This is a genomic window from Bacillus benzoevorans, assembly GCF_014207535.1.
GTDB classification, from domain to species: domain Bacteria; phylum Bacillota; class Bacilli; order Bacillales; family Cytobacillaceae; genus Bacillus_BD; species Bacillus_BD benzoevorans.
Genome location: NZ_JACHGK010000007.1, coordinates 176,612 through 195,285 on the forward strand (window position 1 = coordinate 176,612; position 18,674 = coordinate 195,285).

The window sequence follows — 18,674 nt, forward strand, 5'->3', positions numbered from 1 at the left end:
TCATAACGTTCAATCATATAACAGCATGGTTACGTTAGTAGTGGTTTAATCATATTATACCAGGTAACTCCGCCATGCTCGGAGTTGGAAACACCATGGTTATTAAAGCCAAAGTTCTCATAAAAGCGGATCAAGTTCTCTTTGCAGGTGAGTGTAATCGTTTCACATTTGCGCGCTCTCGCCTCTTTTTCCAGAGCACTGAGCAGCGCTTGAGCAACTCCCCGCTTTTGAAATGCAGGGGACACAGCTAAGCCTAACACACTTTGGTGCCCTCCTGTTGCGGGATTCTCTTTAATTTCCGTAAACAAATCGTCGGTGATAAATGCTGTATGAATGATCGGTCCATTCACTAAACCAATGATTTCCCCTTCTTCTTCCGCGACAAAAAAGCTATCCGGAATAAGTCTGATCCGTTTTTCAAAGGCTCCTCCCGTTGCCGCCTCCTCAATTGGAAAACATTGCTGCTCTACGGCCGTTACTGCAGCTAAATCCCCCATTTTCACATTGCGTATATGTAACATAAGACAAGCCTCCCTCCCGATCCATTTTAACACAGCAAAAAAAGGAAAGCAGTTCACTTGATTTTATCATGAAAAATTGGAATAATCTAAATATGTTTATTACTACACAAATAGTGTTAAGATTAAAAGAAAAAGGGGCCTTAGGGAGATGAACAAGACAGATTCAATAGCACGTAGAATACTAGGCTGGAAATTATATAGCACTGGTAAATGGTACAATCATGAAAAAGGCGTATTTATCAACGAACAAGAGTTTCAACCACAATCGAATCTTGATCATGCCATGCTGATTGTGAAAAGATTAGAGGACTATGGCTATCAGTATACCCTCAAGGGAGATTCTGAAGTTTGTTTCGATAATCAATTTCATCACTCATGTGCAGCAGGTAATACGTTAGCAGAAGCCATTACAAATGCAGCCCATTTAATTGCCGATCAGAGTTCGCCGGCAGATGAATGGCTATAATAGTAAAAAGGTGTGGATTATTCTTCACACCTTTTCCTATTTTCTCGATTAATTTGTTGTATTTAACGAAACGAGTTCATAGTAAATGGTTGTTTTCTCATTTTCCCATTCCAGCTTTTTAATTTTAGCGATTGCATCTGGTTCACTGTCTTTTGTTTTCCGAACTTCAATTGGAATTTCCATGGGATAAAGCCGGTATTCATTTTTCACCAAAGTGAAATAATTTTCATTCACCCGCTTTTCTTTTCCTTTTGTGACAATCATTGTATTTAATTCTAAAGGCATCCCCATATTGTTTTTCCTCCTTTATACCATCGACCTTTGATAACTGTATTCTACCTTAATTGACTTGCCTTTTCATCCATGCCGTTAAATCTGAAACGATCTGTCGATTGATGGCTGGCGGGAAGTAATGGGTAAACTCATCAAAGTACCAAGTTTCTCCCCTTTTGTTCAGTTCTTTTAACCTTTTTTCCAGCCGGTAGGCATGCTCTACGGAGACGTTTTTGTCTTTTCGCCCATGAATAATCAACACCGGCAGGGTTAATTTTTCCAGCATATAGATAGGAGTTCGTTCCCGGTACTGTTCCGGAACTTTGGCCGGTGTTCCCCCTATAACCCGTTTCATCATTCTCCGTAAATCCATTCGCTCCTCATACGTGAGGAACATGTCGCTGACCCCGCCCCATGTTACAATAGATGCAGCCTGCTGATAATGAATCGCCGTTAATAACGCCATGACACCGCCGCGCGAAAAGCCAAAAATATGTACCCTTCTGACCCTCTCCAGAGAGTCCAAAAGCTCAAATCCGGAAAATGCATCTTCCCTGTCAGCGCCGGCAAAATCTTCATGCCCTTCTCCGCCTTGATTTCCGCGGTAAAAAGGGGCAAAAACAATGAACCCCTCTGCAGCAAATTGGATAATTCGTGACGGTCTGACCTTTCCTACATTTTTAATGCCCCCGCGCAAATATAGAAACCCGTCATAATTTCTATCATCTTTCGGTTCTGCCAGCAAACCTTTGACCTTTAATCCATCGTTAGATAAATAAGTAATGATCGATAATTCAATGGCGGGATTGGGTGATGGAAATCTCTGCTTCAATACCATTCGATTATTCATTGTCGCCACCTTATGCTTTCATCTTCTCAAGCTTATTATGCCTTTAATTTAGGAAATCATCATTTTCCTTGCCGCTTGCACAGCATGGTGATGATGAAAAAAATCCTGAAGGTTGAGTTCCTCCAGGAAATTAGATGAGTACCTGATTATTGCGTAATAATAACGGGTCCTTCCTTTGTCACAATAACAGTATGTTCAATCTGTGCCACAAAGCTCTTATCTTCTGTTGCATACGTCCATCCGTCGTTCTTTTGATATACTTCTTGCGCACCGGTTGAAATAAATGGTTCAAAAGCGATAACCATTCCTTCACGAAGCAATTCTTTATCCCATGAATCATAGTAGTTTAAAATATGGTCAGGCTCTTCATGCAGAGCTCTGCCGACTCCATGCCCGGTTAAATTCATTATCACCGTGAATCCATTCTGCCTTGCTGTTTGATAAACCATTTTGCCGATAGCATTTTTCTTGCCGCCGACTTTAAATTTTGTTAACCCTGCTTCAAACGCCTTCTTTGCTGTTTCACACAGCTTTGTCAAGATCGGATCCCCTTCACCGACGACAAAGGATATGCCGGTATCGGCAAAATAACCATTTTTTGAACCGGATACATCGATATTGACCAAATCCCCTTCTTGGATCACCCGTTTTCCTGGAATACCGTGGGCCACTTCATCATTCACACTAATGCATGTAAACCCTGGAAAATCATATTCACCTTTAGGACCGGAAATGGCGCCGTATTGTTCAAACAGTTCTCCGGCAAAATCATCCAGTTCCTTTGTCGTGATTCCTGGCTTTGTTTTCTTCACCATTTCATCCCGAATGGTTCCTATTATTTTACCGGCCTCTTTAAGACCTTGAAAATCCGCTTCTGTTTTTGCAATCACTATACATTCCTTCTTTCAATAAAAACTTAACATAAATATACCTTTTATTAATCATCCTCCATATTAACACAGTGTTAATTAAAATTAAATGAATCGACGATTCGAAAAACGTAAAAGAGACTGACCTTGATATAGGTCAGTCTCTTTTTTTGTGCTTATTTTCCGATAAACATTTGTGTCCAATGGTGACCGGCAGGATCATAACCGACACCAATATGAGTGAAATCACGGCTTAAAATATTTTTGCGGTGTCCTTCACTATTCATCCATGCCTGAACCACTTCCTGTGGTGTCCGTTGACCTTGGGCAATATTTTCCCCTGCCGAGCGATACGTTACACCAAAATCACGCATCATATCAAATGGAGAGCCGTAGGTTGGGCTTGTATGCGAGAAATATCCCTTTTGCTGCATATCCTCTGATTTTTTTTGTGCGACGCTATTTAGCTTGGTATCAGCCTGCAGCGCTGGCAGACCATTTTGCTTCCGCTGCTGATTGGTTAAATCAATCACTTGCTGGACAGCCTGGCTTACATTTGCCGGTGTCTGAGTTTGCTGAGCAGCAGGTGCCGGCTTATTTTGCGTTTGCTGCTGCGGTGCTTGTGCTTGCTGCTGCGGTGCTTGCTGCTGTGGCGCTTGTGCTTGCTGTCTTTGTGCCTGCTGTTGCTGCAATAGCGCCTGTGCCTGCTGCATCATCCTCTGCTGCAATTCTGGAGTCTGAACCAGTTCGTAACCCTGGCGAAGATTTAATTGTTTTTGTGAATTTTGATTCGGATCTACAGGAACAAATTGGTATCTTGCCTCTTGCACTAAAACAGCCCTAGTTTGCGGATAGTTTGTGCTGTTTTTAGTTGTCTGATAACTGGAAATGTTCGGGTTGCGATCATTGTTTCTCCAATTATTTACATTCACATTATTTTGTACGCGATTTCTGAATGATGTTCTGTCTCCGTTATCCCTGTTATTGTCAGTAGTATTGATCAGCCGTGTACCATTACGATTATATCGTCTGTCATTATCATTGTTATAATCCTCGGTAAGCGGTCCCTGATGATCAAAAGGATAACGATTATTCACACGATATAAATTGTTATCAACATTTGTGGTTGTCGATGTATTTATTCGGTTTCCATCTGTATGATCCATCGCATTATCGTTGTCCTTATTACAAGCGGCCAGCCCTAGCACCAAAGCCGGTGCAATAAACAACCCTAACTTTTTCTTTATCAATTCAATAACCTCCTTTGGAAATGCTGTGTTACCTTCTTAGTCTTGCAGAAGGAGCAAAAAGTATAGGTGGTAATAACCGTATTTTATGGGAGTGTTCTGTTGCAAAATTGAAGGTAAAAACGGAAGGTGGCATCTATAGAGGTAAATAGGTCAAAAATAAAAGAGGCTGACTTCATCTTAGTCAGTCTCTTTATCATTTCCCTGCGATTTTTCTATCCCTTTTGGCTCTTCTTATCTTCATAGCCAAATAATAGCGTAAGGATAAGCGCTGTCACTAAAGCAACAAAAATACCAATGACGTATAACCCCATTGGGGCAAAGGCCGGGATGGACAAGAAACTCGGCAGAACAAAAGTGGTCATTTTTAAGCCAAGCATCCCATTAATCGCACCGCCTGCTGCTCCTGCTGCAGCAACAATCACCATTGTTTTTTTATAACGGACAAGAATTCCGTATGTGATGAGCTCTGTTGTTCCGGCTAACGCTCCCGGGACAATTCCTGAACCCGCTAAAGTCTTTAAATCCTTGTTTTTCGTTTTTAATAAAACGCCAATTGCCATTCCAATCTGTGCAAACGGGGCTGCCGCTGCCATAGGAATAATTGAATCACCGCCCGTTGCCAAATTAGCAATAGCAAGGGGAATAACGGCCCAATGCAAACCGAGGATCGTTAAAAACGTCCAGCCTGCGCCTAAGACTGCCCCCGTAATCCATCCGCTTTTTGCGCTTAAAAATTCAATTCCTGCTCCAATTCCCTCACCCGCATACGTCCCAAAAGGACCGAAAAGGAGAATGGTTAATGGAACGATAATGACCAATGAAATCAACGGATTAATGAACATCTGCAGATCTTTATAAATGATCTTTTTTAACAGTTTATCTAAAACGGCATAAATCGAAACAGCAATTAAGATGGGGAAAACGGTAGAAGAATAACTCATTAAAAGTACCGGAATTCCAAGAAACTCAACATTGCCGGCTCCGCCGCCCACCAAATCAGTATAATGCGGTTCCAAAAGTGCGGCACCGATGGTCCCCCCGACATATGGATTTGCCCCCAGCTTAGTGGCTAAAGTGACCCCAAGAAAAACAGGAAAAAAATAAAAGATGGCGTGTCCTGCTGCGGACAATATGGCGTATGTACCGCTATCTTTAGATAACCATCCCAGCATGGTTAATACAGCTAATAATGCAGATAATAGTCCAGAGCCCGCTAAAACACCCAGTATCGGAGCAAAACTTCCTGAGATAACCCCAAGGACCTTTGAAAGAACCGAATCCTTTTTTGCTGTACTTTCCTCCTTATCCTTTGAATCATTCATTCCGTATATCCCTGCTTCCATTATAGAATTCTCCTTTGCCTTATTATCAAATGCGCCCTATACTAGCGCGCTTGCTCGAAAAATTTCCTTTGAAAAATTCCTGCTTTTGCCTCATAACGATAAAAAAACCTTTTCATTATTTTTTATTATTTTCAAATCCAGCTAGTACAAACACAATCTCCATGTTATGCGAAAACCACTCCTTTTGTCCATTGTCTATTTATTACCACCAGACTTTTGTAACCCTTACCAATGGCTTTATAGTCCTGCTTATAGGCATTCACACATTTTTTTATTTTTCATACGATAATTTAGGCTCATGATTCCTAATTTTCAAAAAAAAAGGGGGACTTTTCGTATGAAAAAGTGGTGTAAATCTGCCTTTTTACTGCTCCTAAGTTTGCTCGTCATTGTTCTTACAGCATGTGGAACGGGAAAGAAAGATACGACAGAAAAAACAGAAAAGGTAAGAGTAGCTGAAGTAACCCGTTCGATTTTTTATGCCCCGCTATATGCAGCAATTGAAAAAGGCTTTTTTGCCGAAGAGGGGCTCGATATTGAATTAACCACTACTTGGGGCGGGGATAAAACGATGACTACCCTTGTCTCTGGCGGTGCCGATATTGCTCTTGTCGGTTCAGAAACATCGATCTATGTTTCTGCTCAGGGTTCCACTGATCCCGTGATTAATTTCGCCCAGTTGACTCAAACAGACGGAACCTTTCTCGTTTCACGTGAGAAAATCGATCATTTCACATGGGATATGCTTAAGGGCAGTGACTTTTTAGGTCAAAGGAAAGGCGGAATGCCGCAAATGGTTGGGGAATTCGTACTGAAAGGTCATGGAATTAACCCGCAAAATGATCTCAATTTAATTCAAAACATCGATTTCGCGAACATCGCAAATGCCTTATCATACGGTAACAAAATACACTGCTTTTAGGTCAAAGGCTCATGTACAATAACTATGTTAATAATGGAGAGACATAAAAAAAACGCCAATTAACATTTCCTGGCGTTTTTAGCATTTCACGTGTTGCATACATTCTTCCAGTGCTAAATTAAAAGTGATGTCAACTTCATTTTTACCTAGAGAGACTCTGTCAATAATTCTTGAAAGCATAGCCTTTTTTAAATTTTCATCTGCATGATCGAACCTTATTTCCCAATTTTTTAGCTCATTGGCTATAAAGTTTACATCTGAATAATGTTCTTTTTCTCTTTCTACTTCAGATTTCAAAGTGCTTAATGTATCTGTTATATGTTTTATCTTATCTTCTATACTTGTGATTGCGGTCGATAATTGTTTTGGTGTAAAGTCACTTTCCTCCATTAATGATTTGGAGATTTCTGCATTTAGCTTTTTTAGATGATTACGGTGTGAACGAATTTCACTTTCCAAATTCTTTATATTACTTTCCTTGAGTTTGATCATCGCTTCTTTTTGATTGATTGAACTGTCAATAAAGGATGTTAAATCTAATTGCGAAATGACCTCTTTTATCTGATTAATCATAATGGCATCATACTTTTTAGCGCCCCATATATTTTGAGCATGTTCGCAGTGAAGTCTCCCCTTGTTTAAAGGACAGCGATAACGATAAACAATATTTTTGTAATAATCGTTTCTATACGCGTATTTCTGCTTCCTGTATAAATAGTGGCCACTTAGCTTGGCATCACAATATTTACAATAGGCTAATCCTGAAAACATCAATTTTCCCGCTAGTGGTATTCCTGTTTTATCCTGGTCTTTTAACTTTTCGCTCCTTGTAATCCGAATTTTTTCGGCTTGGTTGAATAGATCATCTGAAACAATTCTCAATTTTTCGTTATATGGTTGTGTTCCTCCATCTTTGCCAACATCAGTTTCTTTATATCGTTTCCTGCCAATATAAACCGGATTGGCTAATATCCTTTGAATCGTACTAACTCCAAATATTTGACCATCTTGATTACGATATCCCTTACTATTTAAGTAATCAACAATTTTACGATACCCCATATGTTTATCAATGTATAAACTAAAAATCAGTTTAACCATATCTGCTTCCTTTTCGTCAATAACAAGCTCTTTCATTTTTTTATCCTTACTCTTCCAGTGTGCTTCATCTGTTTCAACAAGCTTATATCCAGTTGGAATAACCCCGCCTTGATAATATCCCAGTTGACTGCGCTGTCTTTTAGCATCCTTTACCCGCTGAGATGTTTTCTGGCTTTCACCGTCTGCTTGCCAAAAACTAATATAGTTTAAAAGTTTATCAATGTGCGTATCCGTTTTTCTTTGCCCTTCCACTGTAGACCAAACCTCAATGTTGTGCTGGTTCAAGAAATTTACAACATAAGGTGATTCATCTTCTCTTCTTCCAATTCTATCTAACATATACACTAGTAATATATCAAATTCATTATGAATCGCCGCCTCTTTGATAGTGGTCAATTCATCTCTATCCTTTGTTTTTAACTTCCAACCCGAAACACCATTTTCTGATAATTCTTTTGTTATCTCCCAATCCATTTGTTTTTTGACAAATGCTCGACACACTTGTTTTTGCATTGGAATATCATTTTCTGCACTAACTTGTTTCTTTGATGATACGCGATATAGACACCATACTCGTTTCATCATTTTCCCTGCCCCTTTTCACCTGTTTCATTTCCCAGATTGTAGCGCGAAAAAAAAGAATATCATCAAGATATTCGTGAAAAAAAGGTCTTTAATCCATTTTTCGCCACTAGATTTTTTTCCTTATCCTTTGAAAATTTTAAATTTACTTTCACTTTATTGTTCGAATGATCGATTAAGTAATCAAATTCCTTATCCGTCTTATAGATATATTTTATTCCTCCAAAGATAACTTCATTTTGTTGTTCTCCCATTTTATTTCTAATCATCGTGTCACCCACCCAGTTGGTATTTTTCCCTTCAATATATGAAGTTTAAAATTTGTCTTATTCTTTATGTACATGCACAAATAAAATCGATTTGAAGAATGTGAGAATTTAGGGATAAAAAAACAAAAGGAAGCTTAAAATCACAAAGCTTCCTTTTGGTTTTTTGTTTCATATTAATTGCCAGTAATTATACAGGCAGCCTTAATTGGTTTGATTGTACTGCTTTCTCTTTTGCATACTGAACCGCCCAATCTGCAATAGGCTGCGCAATACTTTTGGCTAAAAGAACAGGAACAGCGTTTCCGACTTGTTTGTAAATCTTGTCCAATTTGCTGTTATATTGAAGTTTTTGGCTGTCTCCCATTGAAAACTCGTACCAATCTGGGAATGTTTGAATTCTTTTTATTTCTTTTACTGACAGTCTTCGATTGTTCTCTTCTCCATCAGGAAAAATCCATTTGTTTGTTTCCACTTTTTCCATCGGCAGCCCGCCTGGGTGGATAGGCGCCTGACGCCCCGATGCTTGAATCGTAAAACTCTGCTCATCCCAACGCTTTTTACGGTTTCGGCTCATAAAAATAGTTGAATAAGAACCAGTAAAATACGGTCCTGGGTTCTCTCTTAAATCCCCAATAATTTCTTCTAAAGTTACAAAAGGTTTTAATCCTTTTTCTTTACCATGAGTAGGATTCGGAAATGCGTATTCAAAATCTAAGTCATTCCTTACTCCGACAAGGATCACCCGTTCCCTTATCTGCCCCACCCCATAGTCTCTTGCATTGACTAATCTTGTATATAAAGTGTAACCCGCAGCAGCAAAATCTTCGACAATCTGCTTGAACACCTCGCCTTTACCTAATGTCATCATCCCTTTGACATTTTCACCGATAAAAATGGCTGGCTGTGTCTGCATTAGACAGCGTATATAGTGCAAATAAAGAAAATTTCTTTCATCATCAATTAACCGAGGCCCGGCTTCTGAAAATCCAGGACAAGGGAATCCACCTAATACAATATCCCCCATTGGAAATTCTTTTACTTTTCGAATATCCTTTTGATGAATGTAAATCTCTTTATCATGATTCATTTCATAGGTTTGTAAAGCTTCTGGAAAGATGTCATTGACATAGACCGTATGAAAGATGCTTTGATGTCGGACTTTGTTGTATGTTTCTTTATCTCTAAAAGCCTCCAGCGCTGCTTCTTCTCCTATTACCGCAGCAAGACCGGCTAATTCCAATCCAAGGTCCAATCCCCCAGCTCCTGAGAAAAGCGAAACTAAATTCATTTTCTCTTTTCGATAGGAAATATCATCATGTGAAAAATCACTATCAGCTTCAATGATCGATTCAAGCTCATCATTGATTTTTTCCATTAATAGTTGTTTTACTTCTTCAGGCTTGTAATCTGGAGCAGGCTTGAATTTCCCTCTTCCCCGTTCATTTAATTTAATACTCAAATATCTGCTCCTCCTTTCAGGAAATCCTAACCTTAAGTTTACTGATTATATTAGGTTTTTTCAATGATAATAATATCCCAGAACAAACAAATGTTTTCCTTCCGCCAGCCAAAATAATAGATACCGAAAAACCACTCTTTTACGTATGGGATAAATCGTTTCTGCTTATTCAATAAATGCACTCTTATTCCATAAGTTTTCAAAATGTTTTATGTATTTTTCTACAAGATTTTTATCTTCAATAAAATGGAAGGAGTTTACCTCAGAAAATGTATTTCTTCTTTTAACAGTTTCTTTTCTTCCATCTTTCCTCACTACCTCATATGACATTAAATGATTTTCCTCCCACGCAAATGCAGTCGGTGTAAAATTTGCGGTAGTAAACAACATTTTCTTATCGTCAACAATAATAAATTTATCATGAATAGTAGGAGTCCAATATTTTTGGGACACATTTGAACATTTTTTTAGCGCTTCCTCAGTACTGACCGTTCTGTCCCCTTGTTTTTGATTTTCTGGACGTGTTTGTTTCAGCACCTTAATAACTACATTTTTATCCATATCGATCAAACATTGTACGATACTTGCTGCGTTTTCATCAAAAGATTCAATGTCATTGATATGCTGCGCACAGATATATATTTGATTTTGTGCCGATTTAATAAATTTTATAATTTGTTCCTGAACATAATGATTGCTTCCTATTCCATTGTATTTAATAAATGGCGCTGTAAAATAATCCAAAGAATATGTATCTTCAAGGTTTACAGGATTTACAATATAATCAAAATCATAATATGTCTTTCTAAAATCTATATACTCATTAATTGAATAAGATAATTTGTCTAAAATTGAAAAATACTTTTTAAACATTTTTTCTGCATCCGTATTCTTCCCCTCAATAACTATGAAACTATCACTATGGGGAGGGTCTCCAAAGGCAAAATTGCACGAACTTGAAATACACTTTACGCTATTTTCAAATTCGGCCATAATTGATTTATTGTGCAGGCTAAATAAATTTTTACCCCTATTAAATTTTACTTTGTACCAAATATAAGTATGTGGAAATATTTTCAGTGAAATGTTTTGATTATTATTGCTTATTCTATTATAAGTTCTCTGAGCATAATCAAATTTTGAAAAGTTTACACTGTTTTCTTCAGAATAATCTCTCTTATATAATTGCTTAACTGCTGCATCATATCCATCTAAAGGAATGCTATAAATATATATTTCACACCCCTGTTCGCTCATATCTTCTAAAAACTTATGTAAAAAAGGATTATTATATAGAAAGAAGGAAATGAATATCCTTTTTGCACCAGTTAATTCATCCATTAGTTTTTCTAATAGCACTAGTGAACTACCTCTCACATGCCTTTTCCACAACTGTTTAGGAACATCATTATAAGTCCGATAATATGTATTCAAAATTTCCCCTCCACTATTTAGTTTTTATCCATTTATACAGGTGTTTATAAATTATTTTACATGTATCAATGATGTTGTAACAATCATTAGATAGCTAAACTAATCTTAATGGAAACCATCCCAGCACGAGGCAATGGTTATATAGGCAGTGCATTTAGTACCCTTATGCTTTCATTTCAGGTACAGGTGATTTTGTGCAGTTATTTGAACCGCAGGCAAGCATGTTTGAAAAAGAAGGCAGAGGATTTGTCGTTGCCTCCTTTGGAATGGAATCCGGTCATGTACCCTACACCACATTTATGAGTAAAGAAAGCTATATCACTGAGCATAAAGACTTAGTGGAGAAATTTACCCGTGCTATTTATAAAGCTCAAGTTTGGGTGAACGAACATAGTGCAGCGGAAACAGCAAAACTAATTGAAAAATATTTTGCCGATACTGATATGGAGATTATTGAATCTTCTGTTGACCGTTATAAAACGCAAGGTTCCTTTGCTTTGAACCCGATTTTAGACGAGGAAGAGTGGAATAACCTGCAAAACATTATGGATGAAGCAGGTGAACTGCCAAAACGGATTGAACATACTAAACTTGTCAATACAGAAATAGCGGAGAAAGTAATAAAATAGTGCTGTAAGCGGGGACCGCTCCCGCTTGCTTAAGGCACTTAAGCATGCACACATGAATACACTCGGGGTCAGACCCCTCTTTTTAGGAGAGCTGAAAATGGACTTTTTGCGCATCTCTAATGTTCATCACACGTATTTTACAAAGAAATCGGCCGTTACGGCCCTGTATGATATTTCCATCGAAGTGGAAGAGGGAGAATTTGTCTCACTGCTTGGACCAAGCGGTTGCGGAAAAACGACCTTGCTCTCCATTATCGCCGGTCTGCTCCAGCCAACGGAAGGAACGGTTAAGTTAGAGGGCAAACCTGTCTCGGCGGCTGAAAATGACATTGGCTACATGCTGCAGCAGGACTATTTATTCCCTTGGAAAACGATTGAACAGAATATTCAGCTTGGCCTTAAATTAAATAAACGTTTAAATGAGGAGACGAAACAGTACACATTAAACTTATTAAAGAAAATGGGGCTGCAAAATGTTGAGCACCAGTATCCAAAACAGTTATCAGGAGGAATGAGACAAAGAGCCGCCCTTGTACGGACATTGTCAACTGAGCCAAAGCTATTAATGCTTGACGAGCCATTTTCCGCCTTGGATTATCAAACAAAGCTCAATTTAGAGGATCTCGTCTTTGAAACATTAAAACAGTTTCGCAAGACAGCTATTCTCGTTACACATGATATTGGCGAAGCCATTGCCATGAGCGATCGGATTTTTCTTCTTTCCGCCCGTCCCGGCAAGCTTTACAAAACCTTTCTTGTACCGGAAGAATTAAGGAAGCTGCCTCCATTTCAAGCACGCAACAACCATAAAGTCTTCCAGGAGCTGTTTCAGATGATTTGGAAGGAGTTGAAATCCCTTGAAACCGAAACCGTCCCATAATATCAGCCTTCTCCATCAACAGTATCTCTACACGCTGAAAAGAGAAAAGGGCAAAGTCCGTTTTTACCAGCTTATTATCTTTCTTGTCTTTTTCAGCAGCTGGGAGCTGTCCAGTCAAAAGCAATGGATCGATCCGCTCATCTTCAGTTCGCCTGCGAAAATCGTTCAATTACTTTTCGAAAAAATTCAGGATGGGTCCTTAATGGTCCATTTAGGTATTACTTTATCTGAGACGGTTTTTGGCTTTCTACTGGGTACTATTCTCGGCACTCTGTTAGCAGCTCTTTTGTGGTGGTCTCCCATGCTGTCAAAGGTATTGGATCCTTATTTAGTCATTCTAAATGCGATGCCAAAAGTGGCACTTGGCCCCATCCTGATTGTCGCTCTCGGACCAAATTTTACATCGATCATGACGATGGGGGCTATGATCTCCATCATCATCACTACGATCGTGGTCTACACCTCATTTCGTGAAGTAGACCCCAACTATTTGAAGGTACTGCAAACCTTCGGAGCCACCCGGCTGCAATCTTTTAAAGAGGCCATTCTCCCAGCATCCTTCCCTGTTATCATTTCCACCTTAAAGGTAAATGTCGGTCTCTCCTGGGTTGGGGTCATTGTCGGCGAATTCTTAGTGTCATCAAAAGGGCTCGGTTATATGATTATATACGGATTCCAAGTCTTTAATTTCACCCTCGTATTCCTCTCTCTGCTCGTCATTGCTGTTTTTGCTACCATTATGTATCAGCTTGTTGAATACTTAGAGAGGAAATTAATCAAAAACGGCAACTAGCCTCAGTTGCCGTTTTTCCCTGCCTTGCAGACCTCCATAATCTGTGTTACAGCTTGTTCCACAACTTGATCCTTCATAATAAAACTAAACTGCTCCTGCCAGCGCAAGGATAAAATATCTCCGTTGATTAAAACCGGTCCATTCGTTTCAAAATAGTTATTTTTCGGAAGCAGCGCGTCAACTTCAGCAAAGAATATGGCTTTTACAAATGTGCCCTCTGTATGGGTTACCTCATACTCTCCAATCCATTGCAAGGATTTGACCTGAGCTCCCGTTTCCTCTTCTATCTCGCGCACCGCAGCTTGTTCCAGCGTTTCCCCCGCTTCCTTCTTGCCGCCGGGAAATTCCCAGCCTCTTGTTTTGTGCTTTGTTAATAACCATTGCCCATAAAAACGGCATATCACCAGCACATGCTTTGCAGCTTGAGAAAAGGAATCCCGGGTACTGGAAATCTTAACTTGTCCGCCATTGTGATCCTGAAATACTTCCATAGTTTCCACCTCTATCTTTCAGCACATCTCATACCTTTATTATAGGTGGAAATGAACCTTTAGCAATCGAATGTTTCCGATCCCTGTTGTAAAATCCCCATTTCATTGATGGTTTTTCGAGCTTCATGATCTCCCAGCTTATAGACCATACCATATATCTTTTTTAATGCCTCATCATAAACATCATTTTCCTTATCGAAATGATATTCTTTAAACGGGATATGGGCCCGCAAAAAATCTGCCGGTTCATTCTGATCAATGAAATCAAATTGCTCACGGAGCTTTCTAATTTCCTCATCAGTTGCTTCAATTTTGTAGTTCCATGTCGAGTCTGTGGCACTTTGTGTAATTTCACCACTGCCAATCTCAATATAATAGGTTTTCTTTTGTTCCATACTCTGCAGCTCCTAATCTGTTTTTTCCTTATCGTCCCCTATTTCTCCCCCATCTTATGTGAATTTTTTAAAAGAATATTGCATTTTTTCATAATTAGAGGTCAAATTAAATATAATGTAAAAATTGCAAAGACATTATATACTAAAGGTGGAGGTGTATGATTATGAAACTTGTAGATGAGCTTTACGAATTGTATAGAGACAAGTTGACCGGGGATGAAGAAGATATCGATATGTTAGCGTTCGCATTCCTTGAAGAAATGACACGCGATGACTTATTACATCTTATTTATGAGATGGACGAACAAGAATTATATAATTTAATGGGATTATACTTAATCGAAAACCTCAAAGTGAAATTTGCCCAAGAGGATTACGGCCAGCGGCGCCATCCTTTTCCTAACCAGCGTAACCTTCACTAAATCAAATTAGTACATATATTTCAGCATAATTCAAAAACTGCTTCACCAGAGGTGAAGCGGTTTTTATTTCTATAAAGGCTCTCCTTGCTGTCCCGCGGACTCTTATAACTTTAAGAAAACCCCGATGTTCATGCTAATAATCGTTTTTAACAGGAAAAAATTTCATTTCATGGTAAAATAGAATCATTATGTAAAGGAGGGATTTACGTTTGCTTACCACCATTATTATCTTATCGGTCATCATCGTTTTCGTTATATTGCTTCTAAGTGTTATCACCACCAACAAGGCTTATCAATATAAACATACCATTGATCCTCTGGAAGAAAACCCGCATATAGCAAGTGAACTGGATGAACAAAATCATGAGCAAAAAAATGAGCAAAAATAGAGAAAGGTTTTTAAAATGATGGATCTTTATACTATAATTGTCAGTCTGATTCTTTTGTTAAACATCATTTTAGCGATTATCGTCATCTTTTTGGAAAATAAAGATCCGGGTACAACATGGGCATGGCTGATGGTCCTTACCTTTATTCCCATTCTTGGATTTATTCTATACTTACTCCTAGGACAAAACCTTAATCGGCAGCATCTATTTCTTTGGGAAGATCGAAAGAAAATCGGCATTTCACAGTTAATCGCCGAGCAGACGATCAATTTCCGCACAGGTAATCTGCCTTATGCAAATGAAATTATCGAGAACAATAAGGGGCTTATTTATATGCTCCTTGACAACAATGATGCCATTTTAACAGCCGATAATACGGTAAAAATTTTTACAGACGGAAAGGAAAAATTCAACTCCCTATTTAAAGACATCCGCAGTGCGGAGGATTTTATTCATTTGCAATATTATATATTTAAAAATGATGATTTAGGAACAAAATTAATCAATCTACTAACGCAAAAGGTCAAACAAGGTGTAAAGGTACGCATCCTTTACGATGACCTTGGATCGAAATCATTACAAAAAAAGTCCTTAAAAGAACTGAAAGCAGCCGGAGGTGAAGTGGAGGCTTTCTTCCCTTCAAAACTGCCTTTAATTAATTTTCGGATCAATTTTCGCAATCACAGAAAGCTCGTAATCATTGATGGGAAAATCGGCTACTTAGGCGGCTTTAATGTGGGGGATGAATATCTCGGGTTAAAAGAAAAATTCGGGTATTGGAGGGATACTCATCTTCGCATTACAGGAAGCGCGGTTTATGCAATTCAAACCCGGTTTATATTAGATTGGAACCAGGCTTCACACCGTTATGACATTTCCTATTCGCCCAACCTTTTTCCAAGCGTCGAAACGATAGGAAATATTGGCATGCAAATTGTATCCAGCGGACCGGACTCAGAACTGGAACAAATTAAATACGGCTTTATTAAATTAATTTCATCAGCCAAAAAATCGATTTGGATTCAAACTCCTTACTTTATTCCGGACGCGAGTGTGATGGATGCCTTAAAGATTGCCTCTCTTACTGGCAAAGATGTCAGGATCATGATCCCGAATAAGCCAGACCATCCTTTTATTTATTGGGCCACGATGTCGCATATTGGAGAAATTTTAAAAACTGGTGCCAAGGTTTATATTTATAATAATGGTTTTATTCATGCTAAAACATTAGTCGTAGATGAAAAGCTCTCTTCCGTAGGCACCGCCAATATCGATGTCCGCAGTTTCAGACTAAACTTTGAGGTCAATTCCTTTATCTATGATGAAGGGATTGCGAAACAGCTGACAGAGATCTTTTGCCGGGATTTAGAAGTGTCAAAGGTGCTCACAATCGACGAATATAAAAAGCGCCCGCTTTATATCCGCTTCAAAGAATCCATTTCCCGTCTTTTATCACCAATCCTGTAATCTGCTTTCGCTTCCAACTTGAACATCACTGCATTAAAAAAAGAAATCGGCGGAACTACCGATTTCTTTTTCTAGACACGATGTGTTTTTATAGCTTCCGCCTTGTTACTTAGGCCATTACCTGCTTAAGTTCATCCTTGCTATGCTGCAGCCAATAACGCATTAATCGTTTTGCTCCTTCAAGCGTATGCATCTTTGCCTGACCGCACTGTAATACAGTAGCTGCTGGTACTTCAGTTGCCTCTAAGCAAACCTTCATGGTTGCTTCCAGCAAATCAATCACTTCATCAACGGTCGGTTCACCGCTGACTACTAAATAAAAGCCAGTCTGGCAGCCCATAGGCGAAATATCGATAATATCAAAATCGTATTTCTCAGCGCATCCTCTAATATTATACGCCAGCAAATGCTCCAGCGAATGGATGGCATCCGGCTGCATATTCTCCTTATTCGGCTGGGAAAAACGAATATCAAATTTATTGACCACACCATCTGTTCCAACCTGATGAACACCACAATGTCTCACATATGGAGCTTTCACGGCATTATGATCTAATTCAAAGCTTTCTACTGAAGGCATTTTCATCACTCCTAAACATTTTTGATCACTAACTTACTATACATGGCTGCAGGATCCTTTACCGGCAGAACGAAGTCTGCACACTAAAATTGATTATATCGCAAATGCTCCATTGTTTCATCAACGGATTCATCTTTCTTTTAGACTAATGATGCGATATATGTTATTTTTATGCTGTAAAGCCAGCGTGAAATGATATTCAAATCGATCCCTGTGAAAATTTATTTAAAAAGAAGGCTTAATATTCATGTTAAAATCTATTTTTATCGGCATGATAAAATTTTATCAAATGGTGATATCACCCCTAAAGCCACCCACTTGCCGCTTTTACCCGACTTGTTCCCATTACGGACTCGAATCTGTTAAACGGTTTGGGGCATTAAAAGGCGGGTGGCTCACCATTAAAAGAATCCTCAAATGCCACCCCTTTCATCCAGGCGGGGTTGACCCTGTTCCGAATACATGGGAAGGTCTAAGGTCAAAGCCGCACAAATAGAGAAAGCTGTACATACCTGTACAGCGTCTCTTCTATTCTTCATACCCATTAATCACCAAGTCTAATTTACCCGTTTCCGGATTGATCAATAAACCGTGTACAGGAACATTTTCCGGTAATAACGGATGATTTTTAATGATCTTCACACTATTGGCAACACTATCCTCTACCTTGCTAAATCCTCTCAGCCACTTTTTCACATCAATGCCGGAATACTCAATGGTTTCGAGTGTTTCTTCCTTTACACCGCGTTCCTTCATATTTTCAATCATTTCATCAGCCTTTAAACCGCCCATGCCGCAGTCATAATGACCGATGACAAGGACTTCATCTGCATGAAGCTGGTATACGGCGACTAAAATACTTCTCATTACACTTCCGAAGGGATGGTTAATCACGGCACCGCCATTTTTTATCAGCTTAATATCACCGTTTCTAACATTCATGGCACGTGGAAGCAATTCCAAAAGCCGGGTATCCATACAGGTTAAGATGACCATTCTTTTATTAGGGAGTTTGCTGGTTGAAAATTCCTCATATTTTTTTTCAGCAACGAATTTTTCATTGAATGTAAGTATTTCTCCTAATGCTTTCATATTTTGAGCACCTTTCATGTAAATTCATCTAAGTATTAGCATACAGAATTAAGACAAAATATGACACATTTTTACCTTGATTTTTTTTTATTTTTTTTGTAAGATTAGAAAATCGGAATGATTACGAATTATTTTAAAAAGTAGTAATCATTGCTTCTTTTATATATTAAATCGGAATGAATTTGTTTTATGGGATG

22 protein-coding genes and 2 pseudogenes are annotated in these 18,674 nt (G+C 38.7%); 9 read left to right on the forward strand and 15 right to left on the reverse strand.

What is annotated here, in order from left to right:
• Positions 1–29: 29 nt before the first annotated feature.
• On the reverse strand, positions 30–521 hold the full coding sequence (locus HNR53_RS11705) for a GNAT family N-acetyltransferase (protein ID WP_184526136.1): 492 nt from the start codon (positions 519–521) through the stop codon (positions 30–32).
• 148 nt (positions 522–669) lie between these two features.
• On the opposite strand from HNR53_RS11705, the gene HNR53_RS11710 reads away from it, so the two are divergent.
• Positions 670–987: a BC1872 family protein gene (locus HNR53_RS11710; RefSeq protein WP_184526138.1), complete on the forward strand. Its 318-nt coding sequence runs from the start codon at positions 670–672 to the stop codon at positions 985–987.
• A 48-nt stretch (positions 988–1,035) separates the two neighbouring features.
• Here the strand turns inward: HNR53_RS11710 and HNR53_RS11715 are convergent, their stop codons facing one another.
• The 5 genes from HNR53_RS11715 to HNR53_RS11735 all read right to left on the reverse strand — a co-directional run bounded on the left by HNR53_RS11715 (position 1,036) and on the right by HNR53_RS11735 (position 5,572).
• Positions 1,036–1,278, reverse strand: coding sequence for a DUF2584 domain-containing protein (locus tag HNR53_RS11715; protein ID WP_184526140.1), 243 nt, complete (start codon positions 1,276–1,278; stop codon positions 1,036–1,038).
• A 49-nt stretch (positions 1,279–1,327) separates the two neighbouring features.
• On the reverse strand, positions 1,328–2,110 hold the full coding sequence (locus HNR53_RS11720; protein WP_184526143.1) for an alpha/beta hydrolase family protein: 783 nt from the start codon (positions 2,108–2,110) through the stop codon (positions 1,328–1,330).
• Positions 2,111–2,256: 146 nt separating this feature from the next.
• Positions 2,257–3,000, reverse strand: coding sequence for a type I methionyl aminopeptidase (map, locus tag HNR53_RS11725; protein ID WP_184526145.1), 744 nt, complete (start codon positions 2,998–3,000; stop codon positions 2,257–2,259).
• A gap of 155 nt (positions 3,001–3,155) precedes the next feature.
• Positions 3,156–4,229, reverse strand: a complete 1,074-nt coding sequence (locus HNR53_RS11730; protein ID WP_343065319.1) for a CAP domain-containing protein — start codon at positions 4,227–4,229, stop codon at positions 3,156–3,158.
• A gap of 212 nt (positions 4,230–4,441) precedes the next feature.
• Entirely contained in the window at positions 4,442–5,572 is a 1,131-nt protein-coding gene (locus HNR53_RS11735; protein WP_246439541.1) for a PTS transporter subunit EIIC, read from the reverse strand.
• Positions 5,573–5,909: 337 nt separating this feature from the next.
• Here HNR53_RS11735 and HNR53_RS11740 point away from each other — a divergent pair.
• Positions 5,910–6,473, forward strand: a pseudogene (locus HNR53_RS11740) (ABC transporter substrate-binding protein); the annotation flags it as partial.
• Positions 6,474–6,572: 99 nt separating this feature from the next.
• On the opposite strand, the gene HNR53_RS11745 reads toward HNR53_RS11740, so the two are convergent.
• The 5 genes from HNR53_RS11745 to HNR53_RS11760 form a co-directional block, all read right to left on the reverse strand.
• Positions 6,573–8,180, reverse strand: a complete 1,608-nt coding sequence (locus HNR53_RS11745; RefSeq protein WP_246439543.1) for a recombinase family protein — start codon at positions 8,178–8,180, stop codon at positions 6,573–6,575.
• A 62-nt stretch (positions 8,181–8,242) separates the two neighbouring features.
• Positions 8,243–8,446: a hypothetical protein gene (locus tag HNR53_RS11750; RefSeq protein ID WP_184526147.1), complete on the reverse strand. Its 204-nt coding sequence runs from the start codon at positions 8,444–8,446 to the stop codon at positions 8,243–8,245.
• 187 nt (positions 8,447–8,633) lie between these two features.
• Complete coding sequence (locus tag HNR53_RS11755; protein ID WP_246439544.1) at positions 8,634–9,905, reverse strand: DNA cytosine methyltransferase; 1,272 nt, start codon at positions 9,903–9,905, stop codon at positions 8,634–8,636.
• 50 nt (positions 9,906–9,955) lie between these two features.
• Positions 9,956–10,078: a hypothetical protein gene (locus tag HNR53_RS23420; RefSeq protein ID WP_281391831.1), complete on the reverse strand. Its 123-nt coding sequence runs from the start codon at positions 10,076–10,078 to the stop codon at positions 9,956–9,958.
• Positions 10,071–11,339 (reverse strand): phospholipase D-like domain-containing protein, encoded by a 1,269-nt coding sequence (locus HNR53_RS11760; RefSeq protein ID WP_184526149.1) that lies wholly within the window; start codon positions 11,337–11,339, stop codon positions 10,071–10,073. Before HNR53_RS11760 ends, HNR53_RS23420 begins: the two co-directional genes overlap by 8 nt.
• Positions 11,340–11,506: 167 nt before the next feature.
• Between HNR53_RS11760 and HNR53_RS11765 the strand changes: the two are divergent.
• The 3 genes and pseudogenes from HNR53_RS11765 to HNR53_RS11775 all read left to right on the forward strand — a co-directional run.
• Positions 11,507–11,968 (forward strand): annotated as a pseudogene (locus HNR53_RS11765) (ABC transporter substrate-binding protein); the annotation flags it as partial.
• Positions 11,969–12,065: 97 nt separating this feature from the next.
• Positions 12,066–12,848 (forward strand): ABC transporter ATP-binding protein, encoded by a 783-nt coding sequence (locus HNR53_RS11770; protein WP_184526151.1) that lies wholly within the window; start codon positions 12,066–12,068, stop codon positions 12,846–12,848.
• A complete protein-coding gene (locus HNR53_RS11775; protein ID WP_184526153.1) occupies positions 12,826–13,641 on the forward strand; it encodes an ABC transporter permease in 816 nt (271 codons plus the stop codon). The genes HNR53_RS11770 and HNR53_RS11775 overlap by 23 nt, the downstream gene beginning before the upstream one ends.
• Before the next feature lie 2 nt (positions 13,642–13,643).
• Here the strand turns inward: HNR53_RS11775 and ytkD are convergent, their stop codons facing one another.
• Positions 13,644–14,132 (reverse strand): RNA deprotection pyrophosphohydrolase, encoded by a 489-nt coding sequence (gene ytkD / locus HNR53_RS11780; protein ID WP_184526155.1) that lies wholly within the window; start codon positions 14,130–14,132, stop codon positions 13,644–13,646.
• Positions 14,133–14,191: 59 nt separating this feature from the next.
• A complete protein-coding gene (locus HNR53_RS11785; RefSeq protein WP_184526157.1) occupies positions 14,192–14,527 on the reverse strand; it encodes a hydrolase in 336 nt (111 codons plus the stop codon).
• 164 nt (positions 14,528–14,691) lie between these two features.
• Here HNR53_RS11785 and HNR53_RS11790 point away from each other — a divergent pair, with 164 nt between their 5' ends.
• The 3 genes from HNR53_RS11790 (at position 14,692) to cls (ending at position 16,805) form a co-directional block, all read left to right on the forward strand.
• On the forward strand, positions 14,692–14,949 hold the full coding sequence (locus HNR53_RS11790) for a DUF6154 family protein (protein WP_184526160.1): 258 nt from the start codon (positions 14,692–14,694) through the stop codon (positions 14,947–14,949).
• A gap of 209 nt (positions 14,950–15,158) precedes the next feature.
• Positions 15,159–15,338, forward strand: a complete 180-nt coding sequence (ytzI, locus tag HNR53_RS11795; RefSeq protein WP_184526162.1) for a YtzI protein — start codon at positions 15,159–15,161, stop codon at positions 15,336–15,338.
• Between the two features lie 18 nt (positions 15,339–15,356).
• Positions 15,357–16,805 (forward strand): cardiolipin synthase, encoded by a 1,449-nt coding sequence (gene cls, locus HNR53_RS11800; protein ID WP_184526222.1) that lies wholly within the window; start codon positions 15,357–15,359, stop codon positions 16,803–16,805.
• 109 nt (positions 16,806–16,914) lie between these two features.
• On the opposite strand, the gene HNR53_RS11805 is transcribed toward cls, so the two are convergent.
• Entirely contained in the window at positions 16,915–17,385 is a 471-nt protein-coding gene (locus tag HNR53_RS11805) for an S-ribosylhomocysteine lyase (protein ID WP_184526164.1), read from the reverse strand.
• A 247-nt stretch (positions 17,386–17,632) separates the two neighbouring features.
• Here HNR53_RS11805 and yidD point away from each other — a divergent pair, with 247 nt between their 5' ends.
• Positions 17,633–17,881, forward strand: coding sequence for a membrane protein insertion efficiency factor YidD (gene yidD, locus HNR53_RS11810; protein WP_184526166.1), 249 nt, complete (start codon positions 17,633–17,635; stop codon positions 17,879–17,881).
• 32 nt (positions 17,882–17,913) lie between these two features.
• On the opposite strand, the gene HNR53_RS11815 is transcribed toward yidD, so the two are convergent.
• Entirely contained in the window at positions 17,914–18,477 is a 564-nt protein-coding gene (locus HNR53_RS11815; protein WP_184526168.1) for a beta-class carbonic anhydrase, read from the reverse strand.
• Between the last annotated feature and the right edge of the window lie 197 nt (positions 18,478–18,674).